Origin of the sequence: Pseudomonas sp. URMO17WK12:I6 (assembly GCF_003253625.1) — a bacterium.
In the GTDB taxonomy this organism is placed as follows: Bacteria; Pseudomonadota; Gammaproteobacteria; order Pseudomonadales; family Pseudomonadaceae; genus Aquipseudomonas.
Genome location: NZ_QKYZ01000005.1, coordinates 104,675 through 126,758 on the forward strand (window position 1 = coordinate 104,675; position 22,084 = coordinate 126,758).

Annotated in this window: 16 protein-coding genes and 2 pseudogenes; 11 read left to right on the forward strand and 7 right to left on the reverse strand. The window is 60.6% G+C overall.

Annotation, left to right across the window (positions count from 1 at the left end; genetic code table 11):
* Window positions 1-450 precede the first annotated feature (450 nt).
* Window positions 451-4,404, forward strand: a complete 3,954-nt coding sequence (gene putA / locus F475_RS10980; protein ID WP_111453907.1) for a trifunctional transcriptional regulator/proline dehydrogenase/L-glutamate gamma-semialdehyde dehydrogenase — start codon at window positions 451-453, stop codon at window positions 4,402-4,404.
* 176 nt (window positions 4,405-4,580) lie between these two features.
* Window positions 4,581-6,383, forward strand: coding sequence for an acyl-CoA dehydrogenase (locus F475_RS10985; protein WP_111453908.1), 1,803 nt, complete (start codon window positions 4,581-4,583; stop codon window positions 6,381-6,383).
* A 99-nt stretch (window positions 6,384-6,482) separates the two neighbouring features.
* Here F475_RS10985 and F475_RS31025 read toward each other — a convergent pair whose 3' ends face one another.
* The 4 genes and pseudogenes from F475_RS31025 to F475_RS11000 all read right to left on the reverse strand — a co-directional run bounded on the left by F475_RS31025 (window position 6,483) and on the right by F475_RS11000 (window position 9,050).
* Complete coding sequence (locus F475_RS31025; protein ID WP_371924305.1) at window positions 6,483-7,328, reverse strand: methyl-accepting chemotaxis protein; 846 nt, start codon at window positions 7,326-7,328, stop codon at window positions 6,483-6,485.
* Window positions 7,329-7,346: 18 nt separating this feature from the next.
* A pseudogene (locus F475_RS31030) lies at window positions 7,347-8,465 on the reverse strand (cache domain-containing protein); the annotation flags it as partial.
* Window positions 8,466-8,520: 55 nt separating this feature from the next.
* Window positions 8,521-8,823, reverse strand: a complete 303-nt coding sequence (locus F475_RS10995; RefSeq protein ID WP_007936757.1) for a cell division protein ZapA — start codon at window positions 8,821-8,823, stop codon at window positions 8,521-8,523.
* Window positions 8,820-9,050 carry a hypothetical protein gene (locus F475_RS11000; protein ID WP_018928577.1) on the reverse strand — a complete coding sequence of 77 codons (231 nt, stop codon included), beginning with the start codon at window positions 9,048-9,050 and terminating at the stop codon, window positions 8,820-8,822. Before F475_RS11000 ends, F475_RS10995 begins: the two co-directional genes overlap by 4 nt.
* 289 nt (window positions 9,051-9,339) lie before the next feature.
* Between F475_RS11000 and F475_RS31035 the strand changes: the two are divergent.
* The 5 genes and pseudogenes from F475_RS31035 to selO form a co-directional block, all read left to right on the forward strand.
* Window positions 9,340-10,095 (forward strand): annotated as a pseudogene (locus F475_RS31035) (MCP four helix bundle domain-containing protein); the annotation flags it as partial.
* Window positions 10,087-10,950 carry a methyl-accepting chemotaxis protein gene (locus tag F475_RS31040; RefSeq protein ID WP_370741086.1) on the forward strand — a complete coding sequence of 288 codons (864 nt, stop codon included), beginning with the start codon at window positions 10,087-10,089 and terminating at the stop codon, window positions 10,948-10,950. The pseudogene F475_RS31035 and the gene F475_RS31040, both read left to right, overlap by 9 nt.
* Before the next feature lie 259 nt (window positions 10,951-11,209).
* The gene (locus F475_RS11010; RefSeq protein ID WP_018928579.1) at window positions 11,210-12,952 is read left to right on the forward strand and encodes a potassium/proton antiporter; all 1,743 of its coding nucleotides are present in this window, start codon (window positions 11,210-11,212) and stop codon (window positions 12,950-12,952) included.
* A 34-nt stretch (window positions 12,953-12,986) separates the two neighbouring features.
* Entirely contained in the window at window positions 12,987-16,337 is a 3,351-nt protein-coding gene (gene mscK / locus F475_RS11015; RefSeq protein ID WP_111453910.1) for a mechanosensitive channel MscK, read from the forward strand.
* 48 nt (window positions 16,338-16,385) lie between these two features.
* The gene (gene selO, locus F475_RS11020; RefSeq protein WP_111453911.1) at window positions 16,386-17,849 is read left to right on the forward strand and encodes a protein adenylyltransferase SelO; all 1,464 of its coding nucleotides are present in this window, start codon (window positions 16,386-16,388) and stop codon (window positions 17,847-17,849) included.
* A gap of 6 nt (window positions 17,850-17,855) precedes the next feature.
* Here selO and F475_RS11025 read toward each other — a convergent pair whose 3' ends face one another.
* Both F475_RS11025 and F475_RS11030 read right to left on the reverse strand, forming a co-directional pair.
* Window positions 17,856-18,257 (reverse strand): type II toxin-antitoxin system HigA family antitoxin, encoded by a 402-nt coding sequence (locus F475_RS11025; protein WP_018928582.1) that lies wholly within the window; start codon window positions 18,255-18,257, stop codon window positions 17,856-17,858.
* Complete coding sequence (locus tag F475_RS11030) at window positions 18,254-18,550, reverse strand: type II toxin-antitoxin system HigB family toxin (protein WP_018928583.1); 297 nt, start codon at window positions 18,548-18,550, stop codon at window positions 18,254-18,256. The genes F475_RS11025 and F475_RS11030 overlap by 4 nt, the downstream gene beginning before the upstream one ends.
* 195 nt (window positions 18,551-18,745) lie before the next feature.
* Between F475_RS11030 and trxC the strand changes: the two genes are divergently transcribed.
* The gene (gene trxC, locus F475_RS11035; RefSeq protein WP_018928584.1) at window positions 18,746-19,180 is read left to right on the forward strand and encodes a thioredoxin TrxC; all 435 of its coding nucleotides are present in this window, start codon (window positions 18,746-18,748) and stop codon (window positions 19,178-19,180) included.
* A gap of 7 nt (window positions 19,181-19,187) precedes the next feature.
* Here the strand turns inward: trxC and F475_RS11040 are convergent, their stop codons facing one another.
* Complete coding sequence (locus tag F475_RS11040; protein WP_018928585.1) at window positions 19,188-19,958, reverse strand: ParA family protein; 771 nt, start codon at window positions 19,956-19,958, stop codon at window positions 19,188-19,190.
* Window positions 19,959-20,314: 356 nt separating this feature from the next.
* Here F475_RS11040 and F475_RS11045 point away from each other — a divergent pair, with 356 nt between their 5' ends.
* From F475_RS11045 to F475_RS11055, 3 genes are read left to right on the forward strand one after another with little or no spacing between them, the layout of a single operon-like run.
* The gene (locus F475_RS11045; protein WP_064615949.1) at window positions 20,315-21,040 is read left to right on the forward strand and encodes a beta-ketoacyl synthase chain length factor; all 726 of its coding nucleotides are present in this window, start codon (window positions 20,315-20,317) and stop codon (window positions 21,038-21,040) included.
* Window positions 21,016-21,828 carry a 1-acyl-sn-glycerol-3-phosphate acyltransferase gene (locus tag F475_RS11050; RefSeq protein WP_018928587.1) on the forward strand — a complete coding sequence of 271 codons (813 nt, stop codon included), beginning with the start codon at window positions 21,016-21,018 and terminating at the stop codon, window positions 21,826-21,828. Before F475_RS11045 ends, F475_RS11050 begins: the two co-directional genes overlap by 25 nt.
* The gene (locus tag F475_RS11055; protein ID WP_018928588.1) at window positions 21,806-22,081 is read left to right on the forward strand and encodes a phosphopantetheine-binding protein; all 276 of its coding nucleotides are present in this window, start codon (window positions 21,806-21,808) and stop codon (window positions 22,079-22,081) included. The genes F475_RS11050 and F475_RS11055 overlap by 23 nt, the downstream gene beginning before the upstream one ends.
* Window positions 22,082-22,084: the final 3 nt, after the last annotated feature.

A 22,084-nucleotide genomic window follows, 5' to 3' on the forward strand; every position in this document is an offset into this window, starting at 1 on the left:
CCTGGCATTGTTTTTATGTAGCGGCGGCTGGTGAACCGCTCGCAAACGATGACGTTTGACAGACGATTCGGGGGCCCGCGCATTTATGACTGATGTTTCCCCAGGAAAGCCATCAGCCGGTGCTCCGATTTTTTGACCGGTTGCACCTTGGCCGCGAATGCTATTCAACAATGCAAATAAGGTGCAACCAGTTTCGTTCGAATAAGTTGCACCTAATCGGATTTACCTGAAAACAGTCGGTTTTTGCTCCTTTTTAGGGCGTTTTCCGGATTGCGCTAGAAGTAAAAGCACCAAGCAGGAGCGGTCCGGGTGTACCAGAATTTATTTCCTGACGAGCTGCTTATTATTCCGGCAAAAAAAGGGTTGCACCCGGTTGCACCTCAACCAGCGCACAGCTAATCTTGCCGTCAGCTGATGCCACGCGGTCGTGGCAAACATGAGGATAAAAATATGGCTACCACCACCCTTGGGGTCAAACTTGACGACCCGACCCGCGAACGCCTCAAGGCCGCCGCGACCTCGATTGATCGCACGCCGCACTGGCTGATCAAGCAGGCAATTTTCAATTACCTGGAAAAACTCGAGGGTGGTGCAACCCTGTCCGAGCTGAATGGTTTGAACGGCAAGGAAGTTGACGAGGCCGGCGAGGTCCACGTCGATCACGCACACCAGTGCTTCCTGGAATTCGCCGAAAGCATCCTGCCGCAATCGGTACTGCGCGCTTCGATCACCGCCGCCTACCGTCGCCCGGAACCCGAAGTGGTGCCGATGCTGATCGAGCAGGCGCGCCTGCCGGCACCGATGGCCGAGGCCACCAACAAGCTCGCCGCCTCGATTGCCGAGAAACTGCGCAATCAGAAGAGCGCCGGCGGCCGTGCCGGGATTGTTCAGGGCCTGTTGCAGGAATTTTCCCTGTCGTCCCAGGAAGGCGTGGCGCTGATGTGCCTGGCCGAAGCGCTGCTGCGCATCCCGGACAAAGGCACCCGCGACGCACTGATCCGCGACAAGATCAGCACCGGCAACTGGCAGCCACACCTGGGCAACAGCCCGTCGCTGTTCGTCAACGCCGCCACTTGGGGCCTGTTGCTGACCGGCAAACTGGTCGCCACCCACAATGAAGCCGGACTGACCTCCTCCCTGAGCCGCATCATCGGCAAGAGCGGCGAGCCGATGATCCGCAAGGGCGTCGACATGGCCATGCGCCTGATGGGCGAGCAGTTCGTCACCGGCGAAACCATCGCCGAAGCCCTGGCCAACGCCAGCAAGTTCGAAGCCAAAGGCTTCCGCTATTCCTACGACATGCTGGGTGAAGCCGCCCTCACCGAACATGACGCCCAGAAGTACCTGGCCTCGTACGAACAAGCCATCCATGCGATCGGCAAAGCCTCCCACGGTCGTGGGATTTACGAAGGCCCGGGCATTTCGATCAAGCTGTCCGCCTTGCACCCGCGCTACAGCCGCGCCCAGTACGAGCGCGTGATGGACGAGCTGTACCCGCGCCTGCTGTCGCTGACCCTGCTGGCCAAGCAATACGATATCGGCCTGAACATCGACGCCGAAGAAGCCGACCGCCTCGAGTTGTCGCTGGATCTGCTGGAGCGCCTGTGCTTCGAGCCGCAACTGACCGGCTGGAACGGTATCGGCTTCGTGATCCAGGCTTACCAGAAGCGCTGCCCTTATGTGATCGACTATGTGATCGACCTGGCTCGCCGCAGCCGTCATCGCCTGATGATCCGCCTGGTGAAAGGCGCGTACTGGGACAGCGAAATCAAACGCGCCCAGGTCGAAGGCCTGGAAGGCTATCCGGTGTACACCCGCAAGGTGTACACCGACGTGTCCTACATCGCCTGCGCGCGCAAACTGCTGTCGGTGCCGGAAGTCATCTACCCGCAGTTCGCCACGCACAACGCCCACACGCTGTCGGCCATTTACCACATCGCTGGCCAGAACTATTACCCCGGCCAGTACGAGTTCCAGTGCCTGCATGGCATGGGTGAACCGCTTTACGAACAGGTTGTAGGCAAAGTCTCCGAAGGCAAGCTGAACCGTCCGTGCCGCGTGTACGCTCCGGTCGGCACCCACGAAACCCTACTGGCGTATCTGGTGCGTCGTCTGCTGGAAAACGGCGCGAACACCTCATTCGTTAACCGCATTGCCGACCAGTCGATTTCGATTCAGGAACTGGTGGCCGATCCGGTGGCCAGCATCGAGCAGATGGCGACGCTGGAAGGCGGTTTCGGCCTGCCGCACCCGCGCATCCCGCTGCCACGTGACCTGTACGGTGCCGAGCGCGCCAACTCCAGTGGCATCGACATGGCCAACGAACACCGTTTGGCATCCCTGTCGTGCGCCCTGCTGGCCACCGCGCACAACAACTGGAAAGCCGCGCCGATGCTCGGTTGCGCCTCCAGCACTGAAAGCCCTGCGCCAGTCCTGAACCCTTCCGATCTGCGTGACGTGGTGGGCCATGTGCAGGAAGCCACCGTCGAAGACGTCGACAACGCGATCCAATGCGCCTTGAATGCTGCACCGATCTGGCAGGCCACGCCGCCGGCCGAACGCGCCGCGATCCTGGAACGTGCCGCCGATTTGATGGAAGGCGAGATCCAGCCGCTGATGGGCCTGTTGGCTCGCGAAGCCGGCAAGACGTTCGCCAACGCCATCGCCGAAGTGCGTGAAGCCGTGGACTTCCTGCGTTATTACGCGGTGCAGGCACGCAACGATTTCACCAACGACGCCCACCGCCCACTGGGCCCGGTGGTGTGCATCAGCCCGTGGAACTTCCCGCTGGCAATCTTCAGTGGCCAAGTGGCTGCTGCTTTGGCCGCCGGTAACCCGGTACTGGCCAAGCCTGCCGAGCAAACCCCGCTGGTCGCCGCTCAAGCCGTGCGCCTGCTGCTCGAAGCCGGGATTCCGGAAGGCGTGCTGCAACTACTGCCGGGCCGTGGCGAAACCGTCGGCGCCCGTCTGGTCGGCGACGATCGGGTCAAAGGCGTGATGTTCACCGGCTCCACCGAAGTCGCGCGCCTGCTGCAACGCAACATCGCCGGTCGCCTGGATGCTCAGGGCCGTCCGATCCCGCTGATCGCCGAAACCGGCGGCCAGAACGCGATGATCGTCGACTCCTCGGCACTGACCGAACAAGTCGTCATCGACGTGGTGTCGTCGGCGTTCGACAGCGCCGGTCAACGCTGCTCGGCGCTGCGGGTGCTGTGCTTGCAGGAAGATTCCGCTGATCGTGTCATCGAAATGCTCAAGGGCGCCATGGCGGAATGCCGTCTCGGTAACCCGGAGCGCCTGTCCGTGGACATTGGCCCGGTGATCGACGCCGAAGCCAAGGCCGGCATCGAGAAACACATCCAGGCCATGCGCGACAAAGGTCGCAACGTGTACCAGGTGGCGATCGCCAACAGCGAAGAAGTCAAACGCGGCACCTTCGTGATGCCGACCCTGATCGAGCTGGAAAGCTTCGACGAGCTGCAACGGGAGATCTTTGGCCCGGTGCTGCACGTGGTGCGCTACAAGCGCAAAGACATCGACCAACTGATCGGCCAGATCAACGCATCCGGCTACGGCCTGACCCTCGGCGTGCACACTCGCATCGACGAAACCATCGCCAAGGTGATCGACAACGTCAACGCCGGTAACGTCTACGTCAACCGCAACATCGTCGGTGCCGTGGTCGGCGTGCAGCCATTCGGTGGCGAAGGCCTGTCGGGTACCGGTCCGAAAGCCGGTGGTCCTCTGTACCTGTACCGCCTGCTGTCGACGCGTCCTACCGATGCGATCGTACAATCCTTCGCTCGCGGCGACGCTATCGCAGCGCCGGATGTGCGTCTGCGTGATGCCATGAGCAAACCGCTGACCGCGCTGCAAGCCTGGGCCGACAGCAACAAGCTCACGGACCTGAGCGCCCTGTGCGTGCAGTTCGCGGCGCAATCGCAAAGCGGGATCACCCGCGTGCTGGCCGGCCCGACCGGCGAGCGCAACAGCTACGCCATCCTGCCGCGCGAACACGTACTGTGCCTGGCGGACGTCGAAGGCGATCTGCTGACTCAACTGGCGGCGGTATTGGCCGTCGGCGGCTCGGCGGTGTGGCCGGACGCGGAACCGGGCAAGGCCTTGTTCGCACGTCTGCCGAAAGAAGTGCAGGCACGGATCAAGCGGGTGGCCGACTGGACCAAGGACGAAGTGGTGGTTGATGCCGTCCTGCATCATGGCCATTCCGATCAGCTGCGCGCGGTGTGCCAGCAAGTGGCCAAGCGGGCGGGGGCGATTGTCGGGGTTCATGGTTTGTCCCAGGGTGAAACCAACATTGCGCTGGAGCGCCTGGTGATCGAACGGGCGTTGAGCGTAAACACCGCCGCGGCGGGCGGTAACGCCAGTCTGATGACCATCGGTTAACTCCCTCGTGATCGTTCCCACGCTCTGCGTGGGAACGATCATCCGTCAGCAACATAAAAATGGGCGCCCTCGTCGGCGCCCATTTTTTTGGCCTCTCCATCACCGTTATCAATCATCCTGTTCAGCCTCTATTCCCACGCCTAGACTCGGTCCATCCCAATTAAAGGTAGGCCGCCATGTCCGAGACGTTGCTCAGTTCCCGCAATCTGGCTTTCGAGCTGTATGAAGTCCTTGATGCCGAGGGCCTGACCCAACGTGAGCGTTTCGCCGAGCACAATCGCGAGACCTTCAATGCCGCCATCGGCACTGCCCGCAACATCGCCGAGAAGTTCTTCGCCCCGCACAACCGCAAGGGCGATGAGAACGAGCCGCGCTATGAGGACGGTCAGGCGATTCTGATTCCGGAAGTGAAACCGGCGGTGGATGCCTTCCTCGAAGCCGGTTTCCTCAACGCCGCGCGCAGTTTCGATGCCGGCGGCATGCAACTTCCTACATTGCTGTCCCAGGCTTGCTTCGCGCACTTTCAATCGGCCAATGCGGCGTCGACCTCCTACCCGTTCCTGACCATGGGCGCGGCCAACCTGATTGAAAGCTTCGGCACCGATGAGCAGAAGCAGCGTTTTCTGCAACCGATGATCGACGGTCGCTTCTTCGGCACCATGGCACTGACCGAGCCCCACGCCGGCTCGTCACTGTCGGATATTCGTACCCGCGCCGAGCCGGCGTCCGACGGCACCTATCGACTCAAGGGCAACAAGATCTTCATCTCCGGTGGCGATCACCCGCTGTCGGAAAACATCGTGCACATGGTGCTGGCCAAGTTGCCGGACGCGCCGGCCGGGGTGAAGGGGATCTCGCTGTTTATCGTGCCCAAGTTTTTGGTCAACGATGACGGCAGTCTCGGCAAGCGCAACGATGTGCTGCTGGCCGGGCTGTTCCACAAGATGGGCTGGCGCGGCACCACCTCCACTGCGCTGAACTTCGGCGATAACGGCGAGTGCGTCGGCTATCTGGTGGGCAAGCCGCACCATGGCTTGAGCTACATGTTCCAGATGATGAACGAGGCGCGGATCGGCGTCGGCATGGGCGCGGTGATGCTGGGTTACGCCGGGTATCTGTATTCCCTCGAATACGCCCGCGAGCGTCCGCAAGGTCGGGTGCCGGACAGCAAGGATCCGACCACCGCACCGGTGGCAATCATTCAGCACGCCGACGTCAAACGCATGCTGCTGACCCAGAAAGCCTACGTCGAAGGCGCATTCGACCTCGGTTTGTATGCGGCGCGACTGTTCGACGACACCACGACGCTTGAAGGCGAAGCCGAGCGTAAACAGGCCCACGAGCTATTGGATTTGCTGACGCCAATCGTCAAATCCTGGCCGTCGGAGTTTTGCCTGAAGGCCAACGAACTGGCGATCCAGATTCTCGGCGGTCACGGCTACACCCGCGAGTATCCGGTGGAGCAGTATTACCGCGACAACCGCCTGAACCCGATCCATGAAGGCACCCACGGCATTCAGTCGCTGGACTTGCTGGGGCGCAAACTGGCGCAGAACGGTGGCGCGGGGCTCAAGCAACTGATCCGCCTGATCGCCGACACCGCTGAGCGGGCGCAGGCGCATGAGTCGCTGACTCCATTGCGTGAACCGCTGGAAAAACTGGTGGCTCGCCTGCAAACCGTGACCATCGGCCTGCTGACTGATCTGGCCCAGGGCAAGGTCAACAGCAGCCTGGCGAACTCGGCGCTGTACCTGAAAGTGTTCGGTCATACGGTGATCGGCTGGCGCTGGCTGGAACAGGCGATTCGTGCCGAGGAAGGGTTGGCCAAGGGTAATGCGGTGGATGTGAGCTTCTATAAAGGCAAGCTACAGGCGGCGCGGTATTTCCTGACGTGGGAAGTGCCGGGTTGCCACCATGAACTGGCGATTCTTGAGGCGCGGGATGATGTGTGTCTGAGCATGCAGGATGAATGGTTCTGACCCGCTGACACCGATCGTTCCCACGCTCTGCGTCACGGCCGCGGAAGGGACGCGGAGCGTCCCGGGCTGCATTCCCACGCAGAGCGTGGGAATGATCAGTTAGCTCAACTTGAACCCACCCATCTGCCGCGCCAAATCATCGGCCAGGCGCTGCAACGTCTGACAGTCTTCACGACAAGCCCTGACCTCACCCGCCGTCGCCCGCGCCAAATCGGAAATCCCCTGCACGTTGCGGTTGATCTCTTCCGTCACCGCCGATTGCTCTTCAGTCGCTGTGGCCACCTGATGGTTCATGTCGCTGATGCGCTCGACCTGCCCGGTAATCGCCGTCAACGACGCCCCGGTGCGTTGGCTCGACTCAACCCCTGTGCCGGTCGCCGCTTGCCCGGCGTGCATTGAAGACACCGCATTTTCCGCGCCCTGCTTGAGGCTGCCGATCATCTGTTGAATTTCGTCGGTGGACGACTGAGTCCGCCGCGCCAGGGTCCGCACTTCATCGGCCACTACCGCAAAGCCGCGCCCCATGTCCCCGGCCCGCGCCGCTTCGATGGCGGCGTTGAGCGCCAGCAGATTGGTCTGCTCGGAAATCCCGCGAATCACCGCCAACACTTGATCGATCGACGCCACCTGCTGGGCCAACTCACCCACCGCTCCGGCGGCGACGCCAATTTCATCGGACATACTTTCTATATGCCGAATCGACCCACCCACCACTTCCCGCGCCTGCAGCGCTTCATCCCGCGCGGTTTGCGAAGCGACCGCCGCGTTGCCAGCGTTCTGGGCGATTTCCTGCACGGTCAGGCCCATCTCATGAACGGCGGTGGCAACCATGTCGGTCATTTCCTGCTGACGTCCGGAACGCTCAGCGGTGTTGTCCACCACCCGCGCCACCTGGCCGACCGCCGTGCGTAAACGCTCACTGGTGGCCAGCACTTCGCCGATCATCTCGCGCTGACTTTCCAGGAACCGATTAAAGCCGCGAGCCAGGTCACCCAGCTCATCGGCGCGGCTGGAATCTAACCGGTGGGTCAAATCTCCACCACCGCTACCGATGGCAACCAACGCCGCTGTTACCTGACGAATCGGTCGCACCAATCCACGAGCCAGCAACACCACCAATAAAAGACAAACCAACGCCACCGCCAGACCAATGCCGCCGCTCATCCACATCGCCCGGCGAGCTTCGGCGTAGATCTGCGACTGCGGCACTTCGGCCACCAGGGTCCAGCCCAGATCACGCAGCGGCAGGCTCAAGGCCAGAAACTCTTCGCCATCGCGGGCAAAACTGCTGCTGCCAGACACGGTGGAGGTCATCACCGCTTGCGCCGCCGAGGTGCCGATCTGTTCGACCAGCGTACGTTTGCCGCTGAACTGCGCCTCGGGATGAACCTGGATCAAACCGTCGGAGCGCACGAGATAGACCTTGCCGCGCTCACCAAAGTTGAAGTTGTGGATCAGCTCCGACAGTTCTTTCATGCTCAGGCCCAGCCCGGCCACGCCCACGACTTTGCCGGCCTGCTCGACTTTGAGGTCGATGAACAGCGCCAACTCACCGGTGGCGGTGTCATGGTCGATATTGAGGGTGCGCGGTTGATTACTGTCGAGGAACGAATAGAACCAGGCGTCATTGGGATTGGAGCGGCCGAGTGTGCGGTCCAGGCCTTTTTCGGTGAAGTAATGGTTTGAAGCGGCACCGATGATCAGCGCGGTAAAGGCTTTGTGCTCAGCGCGGATGCCTTCCAGGTAACTGACGAAAGCAGCGGCCTGGGCAGTGTTTTCGCCTCCGGCCAACCAGTCGCGCACCATGCTGTTACTGGCGATGTCCTTGGCGGCGGTGAGGGGTTGAACGAGGATGCGCTCGATGTCGTTGCGCATCGCTTCGATGCTCGACGGTAACGCCTGCTCGACCAGATAGCGCTGGGCGAGGCGGTTGACCACGAGGGTATAAATGCCAACCACGATCAGAATACTGACCAGCAGGGCGGTGCCCATGCTCAGGATCAACTGCCATTGAATACTGCGTCGCCAGAACTGCATGGAGCACCCCCAAAGAATAAGAGGCTGAAACACTGCAACAGCCATGCCGATTGTATACAACTAAATCGACAATTTATTCTTTGGTTGTGCGCAAAGCCGCTCAGGCCTGATTGATCGTCTTGGCGATCACTTCAACCGTGGCGCTGACTTGCTCTTGGTAACGGTCGAGTTCCTGCTGGTGACGCTTTTGCATTTCGATCTGCTGCGAGCACAGATTCATCGCCGCCAGCACCAGCAAGCGGTCACCGATCAGTGCCGGGTATTTCTTTTTGGTCTCGGCCAGAGCGGCCTTCAACATTAAGGCGGCGTCCAGCAGGGTCTGCTCTTCCCCGGCCGGCGCCTTGATTGAATAGTCTTCACCCAGAATCGAGACGACTTTTACCCCTGCGGCGCCGTAACTCATGCGCTGACAGGGCCGGCGCTGACGCGCTCAACCAAGGCCTGAATGCGTGCAACGGTGGCGCCTTGTTTCTCTTCCTGTTCCATCAGGCTCAGTTGCAAGCTTTCGTTTTCATCCTTGACCTGGGCCAGCTCCGCACTCAGGGATTGATTGGTGCCGAGCAGCGCCTGGTTCTGTTGCACCAGGTCGCTGACCAGTTGTTCCAATTGGCTTAGGGTTGCTTCTAACATTTTGATTTCCGGGCATTTTCAAAGGGCGCGTACGATAAAGAAAAGTCACTGTGGAAGCCAGGGGTATGCAGGCGCAAGGCCTTGATTTTCCTGGCGGTCGACCTTCCTCGCGAACTTTAAAGACTGTGATTGGCGGTTCTGGTTCCTGCACTTCGTCGTCGCGGCCCTTCTGCGACAAATACGCGCAGCGACTCAAGACTTTAGTCGTATGACCGATAAGTCATCCATACAACAGTCTCAGCCTCGCACGGAGGCGCTTTTTTCGGTGAACACCATGTCCCTAAGAAATATGAATATCGCACCGCGGGCGTTCCTCGGTTTCACCCTGATTGGCGCCATGATGCTGATCCTGGGTGTGTTCGCCCTGAACCAGATGAGCAAGATTCGCAGCGCCGCCGAAGAGATCACCTCGAACAGCGTACCGAGCATCAAAAGCCTCGACGAACTCACTCAGATAACCCTGCGCCTGCGTGTGCTGTCTTATCGCCTGTTGGTGAATCGTGAGCCGGACGTCCAGCAGAAAACCATCGAGCTGCTGGAAACCCGTAACCAGCAGATCCGAGCGGCGCAGACGAGCTACGAAAAGTTGATCGCCAGCCCGCAGGAACGTGCAGCCTATGATCAGTATGTGCAACTGCTGGGTCAGTACCGCCAGATCGAAGATCGGATGAAGAGCCTGTCGCGCAACAATCAGGTCGACGAACTGCGCACGCTGCTCAACACCGATTTACTGAACAACGTTGAAGCCACCAACGCCGCGCTCAACCGTTTGCTGGAGATCAACACTCAGCAGACCATCGACACCAACCAGCAAGCCGCCGACCAGTACTCTTCGGCCTTCAACCTGGTGGTGACCCTGCTGGTCATCGCCACTGGCCTGACTCTGCTGTTCGCCTGGCTGCTGACCAACAGCATCACCAAGCCGATCGCCAACGCCCTGAGCGCCGCCGAAGAAATCGCCGAAGGCAACCTGACGCGCCCGATCACGGTTGACGGTGCAGACGAAGCCGGTCGTCTATTGGCCGCCATGGAGAAGATGCAGGACAAACTGCGCGACACCCTGCAACGGATTTCCGGTTCAGCCACGCAACTGGCATCCGCCGCGGAAGAGCTCAACAGTGTCACCGACGAAAGCGCCCGCGGCCTGACCCAGCAGAACAACGAAATCGAACAGGCCGCCACCGCCGTCAACGAAATGACCAGCGCCGTGGAAGAAGTCGCGCGCAATGCCGTGAGCACTTCCGAAGCCTCGAAAAACGCCACCACCTCGGCGGGAGACGGTCGTGATCTGGTACAGGAGACCGTCAGCGCCATCGAACGCATGAGCGCCGATGTGCAGAGCACCGCCACCCTGATCGGCGATCTGGCCAACGAGTCGCGAGACATCGGCAAAGTGCTGGACGTGATTCGCGGCCTGGCCGACCAGACCAACCTGCTGGCGCTGAACGCCGCCATCGAAGCGGCCCGTGCCGGTGAAGCCGGTCGTGGTTTTGCGGTGGTTGCCGATGAAGTGCGGGCCCTGGCCCATCGCACCCAGCAGTCGACCAGCGAGATCGAACGCATGATCGGCAGCATCCAGAGCGGCACCGAACACGCCGTGGACTCGATGCGCAACAGCACCGAGCGCGCCGAGTCGACCTTGAACATCGCGCGCGGTGCCGGCCTGTCGCTGGACACCATCAACAGCGCCATCGTCGAAATCAACGAGCGCAACCTGGTGATCGCCAGCGCGGCCGAAGAGCAGGCGCAAGTGGCCCGTGAAGTGGACCGCAATCTGGTGAACATTCGTGACCTGTCGGTGCAATCGGCCACCGGTGCCAACCAGACGAGTGCGGCCAGCAACGAACTGTCGCGCCTGGCGCTGGACCTGAACAACATGGTTGGGCGGTTTAGCCTGTAACGGCTCCCCCCTGTGGCGAGGGGGCTTGCCCCCCGTTCGGCTGCGAAGCAGTCGCAATTGACCCACGCGTTGAACCTGGCGCACCGCAGCGCCGGCTTTGGGGTTGCTGCGCGACCCAACGGGGGCAAGCCCCCTCGCCACGGGGGATGATCGCCGTCAAAAGCTTTTTGACAGCATCACATTTCAACAGGTTAGAATCGCTGGCACGCGGACTGCATGGTCAGTTTGCGCCCGCCTTTACGCTTCCGGAGTACTGCCCTTGAATGCGACGACCATCAACAGCCTGTTCTTGATCGGCGCGTTGCTGGTAGGTGCGAGCATTCTGGTGAGCTCACTTTCATCGCGCCTCGGGATCCCGATTCTGGTGATCATCCTTGCGGTGGGCATGTCGGCCGGTGTCGACGGCGCCGGAATTATTTTCGATAACTACCCCACGGCTTATCTGGTCGGCAACCTCGCCCTGGCAGTGATCCTGCTCGACGGCGGCTTGCGCACCCGGGTGGCGAGTTTTCGCGTGGCGTTATGGCCGGCGCTGTCGCTGGCCACGGTCGGGGTGTTGATCACCACCGGGCTGACCGGGATGGCGGCGGCGTGGTTGTTCGACCTGAACCTGATTCAAGGCCTGCTGATCGGCGCCATCGTCGGTTCCACCGATGCCGCGGCCGTGTTCTCGCTGCTCGGCGGCAAAGGCCTGAACGAACGGGTGACCGCGAGCCTGGAGATCGAATCCGGCAGCAACGACCCGATGGCAGTATTTCTCACCGTCACCCTGATCGACATGCTCGCCAGCGGCCAGACCGGCCTGCACTGGAGCCTGCTCGGGCACTTGCTGCGTGAGTTCGGTATTGGCGGCGTCATCGGCCTCGGCGGTGGCTGGCTGATGTTGCAACTGGTCAACCGCATCCACCTGGCCACCGGCCTTTATCCAATTCTGGTAATTGCCGGCGGCCTGGTGGTGTTCGCCCTGACCAACGCCCTGCACGGCAGCGGCTTTTTGGCGGTGTACCTGTGCGGCCTGGTGATCGGCAACCGCCCGGTACGCAGCCGTCACGGTATTTTGCATATGCTCGACGGCATGGCCTGGCTGGCCCAGATCGGCATGTTCCTGGTGCTGGGGCTGCTGGTCACGCCCCATGACCTGCTGCCGATCGCTTTGCCGGCGCTGGGCCTGGCGCTGTGGATGATTCTGTTTGCCCGTCCGCTGTCGGTGCTGGCTGGCCTGCTGCCTTTCAAGGCGTTCCATGGACGCGAGAAGGCATTCATTTCCTGGGTTGGCCTGCGCGGCGCCGTACCGATCATTCTGGCGGTGTTCCCGCTGATGGCGGGGCTGCCCAATGCTCAACTGTATTTCAATCTGGCGTTCTTTATCGTGCTGGTGTCGCTGTTGGTGCAGGGCACAAGCCTGCCGTGGGTCGCCAAGCTTTTAAAAGTGACCGTCCCGCCAGAGCCCCTGCCGATCTCCCGATCGGCGCTGGAAGTGCATGTCACCAGCGAGTGGGAACTGTTCGTGTATCGCCTCGGTGCCGAGAAATGGTGCATCGGCTCACCCCTTCGCGAGCTGAAAATGCCCGAAGGCACACGTATCGCAGCCCTGTTTCGTGGCCAGCAACTGCTCCATCCGTCGGGTAGTACGGTGCTCGAAGTCGATGATTTGCTCTGCGTGATCGGCCATGAACACAACCTTCCGGCCCTCGGAAAACTCTTCAGCCAGGCACCGCAACGGGGGCTGGATTTGCGCTTCTTCGGCGACTTCGTACTCGAAGGAGACGCCCAGCTGGGCGCGGTTGCTGCCCTGTACGGATTGAAAGTCGAGGGCATCGATCCGAACATGTCCCTCGGCCACTTCATTGCCCAGAAAGTGGGCGGCGCTCCAGTCGTCGGTGACCAGGTGGAGTGGAACAACACCCTCTGGACCGTCGCGGTCATGGAAGGGAACAAGATTGGGAAAGTGGGCGTCAGATTCCCCGAAGGAAGTCGCCCCGGCCCCGGCCTGTTCCTCTAAACTCCACACTTCGTCTCGTTTTCGATCGGTCTCTATGTCAACTCTGCGTACCTTTTTCATCATGGCCCTGCTGGGCTTGAGTCTTTCCATCAACACGCTGCAAGCCGCCGAGCCGCCGTCCAGCGAAGCCGTGCAAGCGAGCCTGGACAAGATCGCCGACCGCAAACTGCCGGAGGCCGATCAAAAAGCCCTGCAAGCGGTCCTGCAGAGCACGCTCACCCAGCTCAACAACCGGCGTGATTACGACCAGAAGCTGATCGATCTCAAACAGCAGTTGACCAACGCTCCAAGGCAGAACATCGAGAACCAGCGCGAGCTGACCCGCCTCAAGGCCACCAAAGTGGTGCCGGTGGGGCAACGCTATACCAAAGAGACGATCCAGCAGCTTGAGCAACTGCTGACCGAACGCTCCACTCAACAAAGCGACCTGCAGAAAGCCCTGGCCGAAGCGAACAGCCTGATCATTACCGCCCAGACCCGCCCCGAGCGCGCCCAGGCCGAGATCTCTGCCAGCCAGACGCGCATCCAGCAGATCAACAACATCCTCAAACTTGGCAAGGACAGCGGCAAGACCCTGACCGCCGAGCAACGCGATCAGCTCAACGCCGAACTCGCGGCACTGAACGCCTTGATCCCGTTGCGCCGCCAGGAACTGGCCGGCAACAGCCTGTTGCAGGACCTGGGCAACAGCCAGCACGACTTGCTGTCAGAAAAGTCCGATCGCCTGGATCAGGAGATCCAGGACCTGCAAACCCTGATCAACCAGAAACGCCTGGCCCAGTCACAAGAGACCGTGACCCAGCAGTCCATCGAGGCGCAGAAGGCCGGCGGCAGTAGCCTGCTGGCCACCGAAAGCGCGGCCAACCTGAAGCTCTCCGACTACCTGCTCAAAAGCACCGACCGCCTCAACGAAGTCACTCAACAGAACCTGCAGACCAAGCAGCAACTGGACAGCGTGACCCAGAGCGACTCGGCGCTGGACGAACAGATCAACGTGCTCAAGGGCAGCCTGCTGCTCTCCAAGATTCTCTACAAACAGAAACAGGCCCTGCCGCGTCTAAGGCTCGACCGCGACCTGGCCGACCAGATTGCCGACATTCGCCTGTATCAGTTCGAAGTCAGCCAGCAACGGGAACTACTCAGCAACCCGATCACCTACGTCGATAACCTGCTGGCGACTCAACCACCCGAGCAAGTCACCCCGCAACTGCGCAAGAGCCTGCTGGACCTGGCCAACACCCGCGCTGACCTGTTGGAGCGCTTGAATCGCGAACTGAGCGCGGTGCTCAACGAATCCATCACGCTGCAACTCAATCAGAAACAACTGCTCAGCACCGCGCAAAGTCTGCGGGCTACGCTGGACGAGCAGATGTTCTGGATTCCCAGCAACAAACCGCTGGATCTTGAGTGGATGCACAGCGTGCCGGAACGCCTGCAACGCCAGGTCACTACCCTGCCGTGGGCTTCGAGCCTGAGCGAATTGACCGATGGCCTGACGCAACGACCGCTGCTGTTCCTGCCACTGGCCCTGTTGATCGGCGCGCTGCTGTGGCGCCGCAAAAATCTCTATTCCCGCCTGAACAAAGTTCACCAGGACATCGGCCATTTCAAACGCGACAGCCAGTGGCACACCCCGCAAGCGATTCTGATCAACATCCTGCTGGCGATGCCGGTTTCCCTGGGCCTGGCCTTGTGCGGCCTGGCCTTGCAGATCGACGCCCGCGGCCAGAACGCCAACATGGGCGCAGCGCTGTTGCAGATGGCCCAGGCCTGGCTGGTGTTCTACACCGCCTACCGCATCCTCGCGCCGGGTGGCGTGGCCGAACTGCATTTCCGTTGGGAAAAGCCCCAGGTCGAATTCCTTCAAGGCTGGATTCGCCGGCTCGGGCTGGTGGTGATGGCCCTGGTGACTGTAGTGGCGGTCGCCGAGCTGCAACCGGCGGCGCTGGCCGATGACGTGCTTGGCATGCCGGTGGTGCTGACCTGCTACGCCTTGATGACCTGGCTGCTCAGCCGCTTGCTGGTCAGCAGCCCAAACCATGAAAACGCCTCGCTGTTCCGCAAGGCCGTGGGAATCATGTTCACCGTCCTGCCGATCGCGTTGTTCGTCGCCGTGTGCTTCGGCTACTACTACACCGCGCTGAAACTCAGCGACCGGTTGATCAACACCCTGTACCTGCTGATGTTCTGGCTGGTGATCGAAGCCACCTTCGTGCGCGGCCTCAGCGTTGCGGCACGGCGCCTGGCCTATCAGCGCGCCCTGGCCAAACGCCAGGCCGCGAAAGAGGCCGGCGACGGCGAAGCGGTGATCGAAGAGCCGACCCTGGACATCGAGAAGGTCAACGAGCAGTCGCTGCGACTGATCCGCCTGGCCCTGCTCGGCGGTTTCATCGCGGCGCTGTACTGGGTCTGGTCGGACCTGATCTCGGTGTTCTCGTACCTGGACAACATCACCCTCTACGAATACACCAGCGGCACCGGCGCCAACATGAGCATGGTGCCGATCAGCATCGGCGACATGCTTGGCGCGCTGATCATCATCGGCATCACCTTCGCGCTGGCGCGCAACTTGCCGGGTCTGCTGGAAGTGTTTGTGCTGTCCAAGCTCAACCTGGCCCAGGGCAGTTCCTACGCCACGACCACGTTGCTGTCCTATGTGATCGCCGGTGTCGGTTTCGTCTCGACCCTGTCCACGCTCGGCGTGAGCTGGGACAAGTTGCAATGGCTGGTGGCAGCGCTGTCGGTGGGTCTCGGTTTCGGGATGCAGGAAATCTTCGCCAACTTCATCTCCGGCATCATGATCCTGTTCGAACGCCCGGTGCGGATCGGCGACACCATCACCATCGGCAACCTGTCGGGCACGGTGAGCAAGATCCGCATCCGTGCCACGACCATCACCGACTTCGACCGCAAGGACATCATCGTCCCGAACAAGACGTTCATCACCGGGCAACTGATCAACTGGTCGCTGACCGACACCATCACCCGGGTGACCCTCAAGCTCGGCGTCGACTACGGCTCGGATCTGGACCTGGTGAAAGAACTGTTGCTCAAGGCCGCACGCGATAACCCGCGTGTGCTGAAGGACCCGGAACCCCACGTGTACTTCCTGAACTTCGGCGAAAGCACCCTCGACCACGAGCTGCGCATGCATGTGCGCGACCTCGGTGACCGTAACCCGGTGCTCGATGAGGTCAACCGCTTCATCAACCGCGAGTTCAAGAAGCAGCACATCAACATCTCGTTCCGGCAGATGGAGGTCTATCTCAAGAACCTTCAGGGCCAGGAATACAAAATGGTCCCGGTTGAGCCGGAAACCAAAACCATTGTTCCGGCACCCACCAGCAAACCGCGGCAAGAGCCACCGCCTGTCGAACTCGACTAAGCGCGCTATCCCTAGCAGAATGCTCGGACATTCTGCTGGAGATGGCCGTTGAAAGCCCTCGACGAACTGACCTTCGACAATCGCTTCGCCCGCCTGGGCGATGCGTTCTCAACCCACGTACTGCCTGAGCCCATTGCGGCTCCGCGACTGGTGGTCGCCAGCCCCGCCGCCATGGCGCTGCTGGACCTGGACCCGGCCGAGGCCGAAACACCAGTATTCGCCGAGCTGTTCGGCGGCCACAAGCTGTGGGCCGAAGCCGAGCCGCGGGCGATGGTCTATTCCGGGCATCAATTCGGCTCCTATAACCCGCAGTTGGGCGACGGTCGCGGCCTGTTGCTGGGCGAGGTCTATAACGAAGCCGGCGAGCATTGGGACCTGCACCTCAAGGGTGCCGGTCAGACGCCTTACTCACGCATGGGCGATGGACGGGCGGTGCTGCGCTCCTCGATCCGCGAGTTCCTTGCCTCCGAAGCCCTGCATGCCCTGAACATTCCCACCACGCGCGCACTGTGCGTGATCGGCTCCGACACGCCGGTCTGGCGCGAGAAACAGGAGCGCGCGGCCATGGTCCTGCGCCTGTCGCCGAGCCATGTGCGTTTCGGGCACTTCGAATTTTTCTACTACACCAAGCGCCCCGAGCAGCAGAAAGAACTCGGTGAGCACGTGCTGGCCATGCACTTCCCGCACTGCCTGGAGCAGCCGGAACCGTACCTGGCAATGTTCCGCGATATCGTCGAGCGTAATGCCGAACTGATCGCCAAATGGCAGGCCTATGGGTTCTGCCACGGCGTGATGAACACCGACAACATGTCGATCCTCGGCATCACTTTCGACTTCGGCCCGTTCGCCTTCCTCGACGACTTCGACGCCCACTTCATCTGCAACCACTCCGATGACCAGGGCCGTTATTCCTTCAGCAACCAGGTGCCAATCGGCCAGTGGAACCTCAGCGCCCTCGCCCAGGCCCTGACACCGTTCATCAGCGTCGAAGCCCTGCGCGAAACCCTCGGCCTGTACCTGCCACTGTTCCAGGCCCACTACCTGGACCTGATGCGCCGCCGCCTCGGCCTTACTACCGCCGAAGACGACGACCAGAAACTGCTGGAGCAGCTGCTGCAACTGATGCAGAACAGCGGCGTCGATTACAGCCTGTTCTTCCGCCGCCTGGGCGATGAGGCACCGGAGCTGGCTGTCGCCCGGTTGCGCGATGACTTTGTCGACATCAAGGGTTTCGATGCGTGGGGCGAGCTCTACGCCGCCCGGGTTGCCCGTGAAGGCGTGATTGATCAGGAGCAGCGCCGCAAACGAATGCATGCGGTCAATCCGCTGTACATCCTGCGCAATTATCTGGCGCAAAAAGCCATCGATGCGGCGGAAAGCGGCGACTATTCAGAAGTTCGTCGCTTGCACGCGGTATTGAGCAATCCGTTCGAGGAGCAGCCTGGAATGGAGAGCTACGCCGAGCGGCCACCGGAATGGGGCAAACATCTGGAGATCAGCTGTTCGTCGTGAGGCTTGTCAGATAAAGGTCTCTACGGACACACCAAAGCGCTCGGCCAACCAGCGAACCTGCCGCAGGTTGAGCTGGCGCTTGCCGCTTAAGATCTCCGAGACTACCGATTGCGTGCCCACACCGGGCAGCTCGCTCTGGCTCAGGCCGTGTTCGCGCATCATATAGCCAAGAACCTCTGCACCAGAGGCTTCGCGCATGGGGTGATGGTTGCGATCCCACTCCGCAATCCAGTCACCGATGATGTCCACCAAGCTCATCAACGGATGCGACTCATCATCGCCGGTCATCTCAAGCAATTCATCGAGTGCCCGCGCCAACATGTCATAGTCGTCTTCGTTTTTCGGTTTTCGAAGCAATGGCGAGACGAACTCCCAATGCTCAGCAGCTTTTTTGATTAGGACACTCATACCCTTCCCTCCTTCCATTTACCGCGGTCATATTCGCTATGATCCAGCACATGCTTGATATAAAGCTTTTGAGACCGATACCTGACAAAAGCGATAAGCCGCAATTTGTTGCCACCGATGTCGAACACATGAAACTCGCCGACTTTGTCGGTTGCGGGAAAAATAGACTTCATCGCCGCGAAGTCTCCCGGGCTACTCCCTTTGGCGAGTCGATACCACTGCTCCAATGCATTGGCTGCCCGCGGCCACTTTTCCTTGGCCTCACGAATTGGTTTTTCAGTAAACACATGCATGCAACATCCTTATCGCATTCTGCTATGGGGAGTTAAACACAGATCAAAAATATCGCAAGTTGCGATAGCTCTCGGCAGACCAACGGTCTCGCTCAGTACGATTCAGCCTAGTTTCATCGCCAGACGCTGCACGATTGAAAATATGAGCAAACGTCTCCACATAGGAGTGATCGGCTTCTTAACAGGACCTCCTTCATGACCGACCCACTCCTCATCCCCTGCCCCCACTGCAACGGCCTGAACCGCATCCCCGCCGAACGCGTCAACGATCATCCAAAGTGCGGCCGCTGCAAGGCCGAGGTCCTGCTGAGCAAGCCGTTCGAACTGAAGCAAGGCGATTACGCCAGTCAGATCAAGGGTGACCTGCCGTTGCTGGTGGATGTGTGGGCTGATTGGTGCGGGCCGTGCAAATCGTTTGCGCCGGTGTTCGAGCAAGCGGCGGGGCAATTGGCGGGCAAGTGTCGGTTGGCCAAGCTGGACAGCGAGGCGAATCAACAGTTGTCGGCGCAGCTGGGGATTCGCTCGATCCCGAGCCTGATTCTGTTCAAGAACGGCCGGGAAGTGGCTCGCCAAAGCGGGGCCTTCCCGTTACCGCAGTTGATGAGCTGGTTGCACAGTCAGGGGATCTGATTGCCTTTCAGGCATTTTCCAGCAGGTTGTGCAGTTCGACGAATTGCTGGGTCAGCTTGTGCCGCGGGTCGAGGTGGATCAGCGGCGTGTTGGCCTGATGGGATTCGCGCATGCGCACCGAACTTGCCAGGTACACCGGCAGTACCGGCAGCCCTTCGGCGATCAGTTCGTCGAGAATTTGCTGCGGCAGACTGGCGCGAGCCTGGAACTGGTTGACGACAATGCCTTCGACTTCCAGCCCTTCATTGTGGTCGTCCTTCAACTCTTCGATTTCCGCCAACAGACCATACAACGCCTGGCGCGAGAAGCTGTCGCAGTCAAAGGGAATCAGCACGCGATCAGCGGCGATCAAGGCAGAGACGGCATAGAAATTCAGCGCTGGCGGGGTGTCGAGGTAGATCCGGTCGTAATCACCGTCCAGCTCCTCGAGCAATTTGCGCAGCTTGTTGATCTTGTGTTTGGCCTCAAGCTTGGGCTGCAAGTCTGCCAGCTCGGCGGTGGCAGTGATGACGTGAAGGTTGTCGAACGGAGTTTCGTAGATGTCGACCTGACCTTTCTTCGAGAACGGCCCGGAGGACAGGGTCTGCTTGAAGAAGTCGGCGATACCCATCGGGATATCCTCACCGGTGAGCCCCGTCAGGTATTGAGTGGAGTTGGCCTGGGCATCGAGATCCACCAATAACGTGCGATAGCCTTCGCTGGCGCTGACCGCCGCCAGATTGCAGGCAATGCTTGATTTGCCCACGCCACCTTTCTGATTGAACACCACGCGCCGCATGTCTAAACCTCCGTGTATCAAAGAATGACCGAGTGTAGTAGTCCACATCGCTGCTTAGCTACCTCGCCAGCATCTAGACTACACAGTCATAGGCAAATCTCTGGCCGGAACAGCTGCCAACTCGTCCATTGATAGCCGACAGTGCCGACAGACATGTCCGCCGCATTGTGGATAATGGCCAAACGACAGCTTTTCGCGAACCAGACGGTACATTTCGTTGCGCAAAATGTAACCAGCATTTGCTACACGCCCGCAGCACCGGGATAATGCGCGCCACTCGGCGTTAAGCGCCACGTCAGGTCAGCCGCGGTTCTTGCGACTCACCGCGTTAAAGGAAGCCCGCAGGGGCGGGATGAATGTCTGTGATCAACTTCAACATCGCCCAATGGCGCGCTTGGGCCCCTGGGCTTGAAAGCGTGGATGATTGGCAGGCCTGGAGCCGACAACCGGTCGTGCTCGAGCCCAGCGATGCCGCCCCGGATGTGTCGTTTCTGCCGGCCATGCAGCGTCGGCGACTCAGCCGTCTGGCGCGGATGGCGTTCAGTGTCGGCTGGCCCTTGGCCGAAGGTCATCCGGATTTACCGTTGGTCTTTATTTCTCGCCACGGCGAAACCCCGCGCACCTTCGAAATTCTCAGCGATCTGGCGACCGACCAACCGTTGTCGCCCACCCAGTTCAGCCTGTCGGTGCACAACGCGGTCATCGGCCTGTGGTCGATCATGCGTGGCGAAACCAGCGAAATGACCGCCCTCGCCGCCGCCGGCGATGGCCTTGAACACGGCATGCTAGAGGCCGCGGCGCTGCTTGAGGAAGGCGCGCCCGCGGTACTGCTGATCGTCACCGAAGAGCAACCTCCCGCCGCCTACTCGGCCTGGATAGATGATGTGCCTTTCCCTTATGCGGTCGGCCTGTTGATCACCCCCGGTAATCAGTGGCAACTGTCGCTGAACAGCGACCCGCACACGTTGTCCAAAGCCCGCTGGCCCCATGCTCTGAATCTGTTGCGTACGCTGCTCGGCCAGCAAACAACCTGCCAACATGCCTGGAAAAATCGTGTATGGACCTGGCAACGCAACCCGTAACCGATAAAAACCGCGACGCCTACTACTGGCGCCTGCTGGCCACCGCCGCAAGCTTTACCCTGTTCGGGTTGAGCAGCCTGTGCCTGCGACTGGTGGTGTTCCCGCTGTTGAACTGCCTGCCAGGAGACGCTCAGGTCCATCGTCAACGCGCGCGACATACGGTCAGCCGGTGTTTCTGGTTTTTCATTCGGTTCATGGCGCGCAGTGGCGTGCTGACCTATGACATTCAGGGGGCGGAAAAGCTCGGGCGCCCAGGCCAAATGATCGTCGCCAACCACCCCTCGCTGATCGATGTGGTGTTTTTGATCGGCCTGGTGCGCCACGCCAACTGCGTGGTCAAGAAAAGCCTCTGGGAAAACCCGTTCACTCGCGGTCCGCTACGCTGTACCGAATACATCAGCAACGATGGCAGCATGGACATGCTCGACGCCGCTGCCGACGCGCTGAAAAGCGGTCAGACCCTGATCATCTTTCCCGAGGGCACCCGGACCCGCCCCGGCCAGCCGCCGGCCTTTCATCGGGGGGGCGCGGCAATCGCGCTGCGTGGTGCGAGAATCCTCACCCCGGTGATTATCAAGGTCAACCCGACCACATTGACCAAGGCCGAACCCTGGTATCGGATTCCCAAACGCCGCGTGCACTTCAGTTTTCGCGTCGGGGCCGATATAGACCCACAGGCCTTCGCTACGCAAGGCCCTGCACCCCAGGCCTCGCGCAAGCTCAACGACTATTTGCACTCTTACTTTATCAAGGAGCTCGCCGAAGATGAGCGATCAGAACACCGTTAGCCTGATGCAGGAAATCAAAGAGCTGATCATCGAAGCCCTGGGCCTCGAAGACATCAGCGTCGACGACATCGGCGACAACCAGACGCTGTTCGGCGAAGGCCTGGGCCTGGACTCGGTAGACGCGCTGGAACTCGGCCTGGCGATCCAGAAAAAGTACGGCATCAAAATCGATGCCGACGCCAAGGACACCCGTAATCACTTCAGCAACGTGGCGAGCCTTGCGGCGTTCGTCACTGCAAAACAGGCAGCTTGAGAC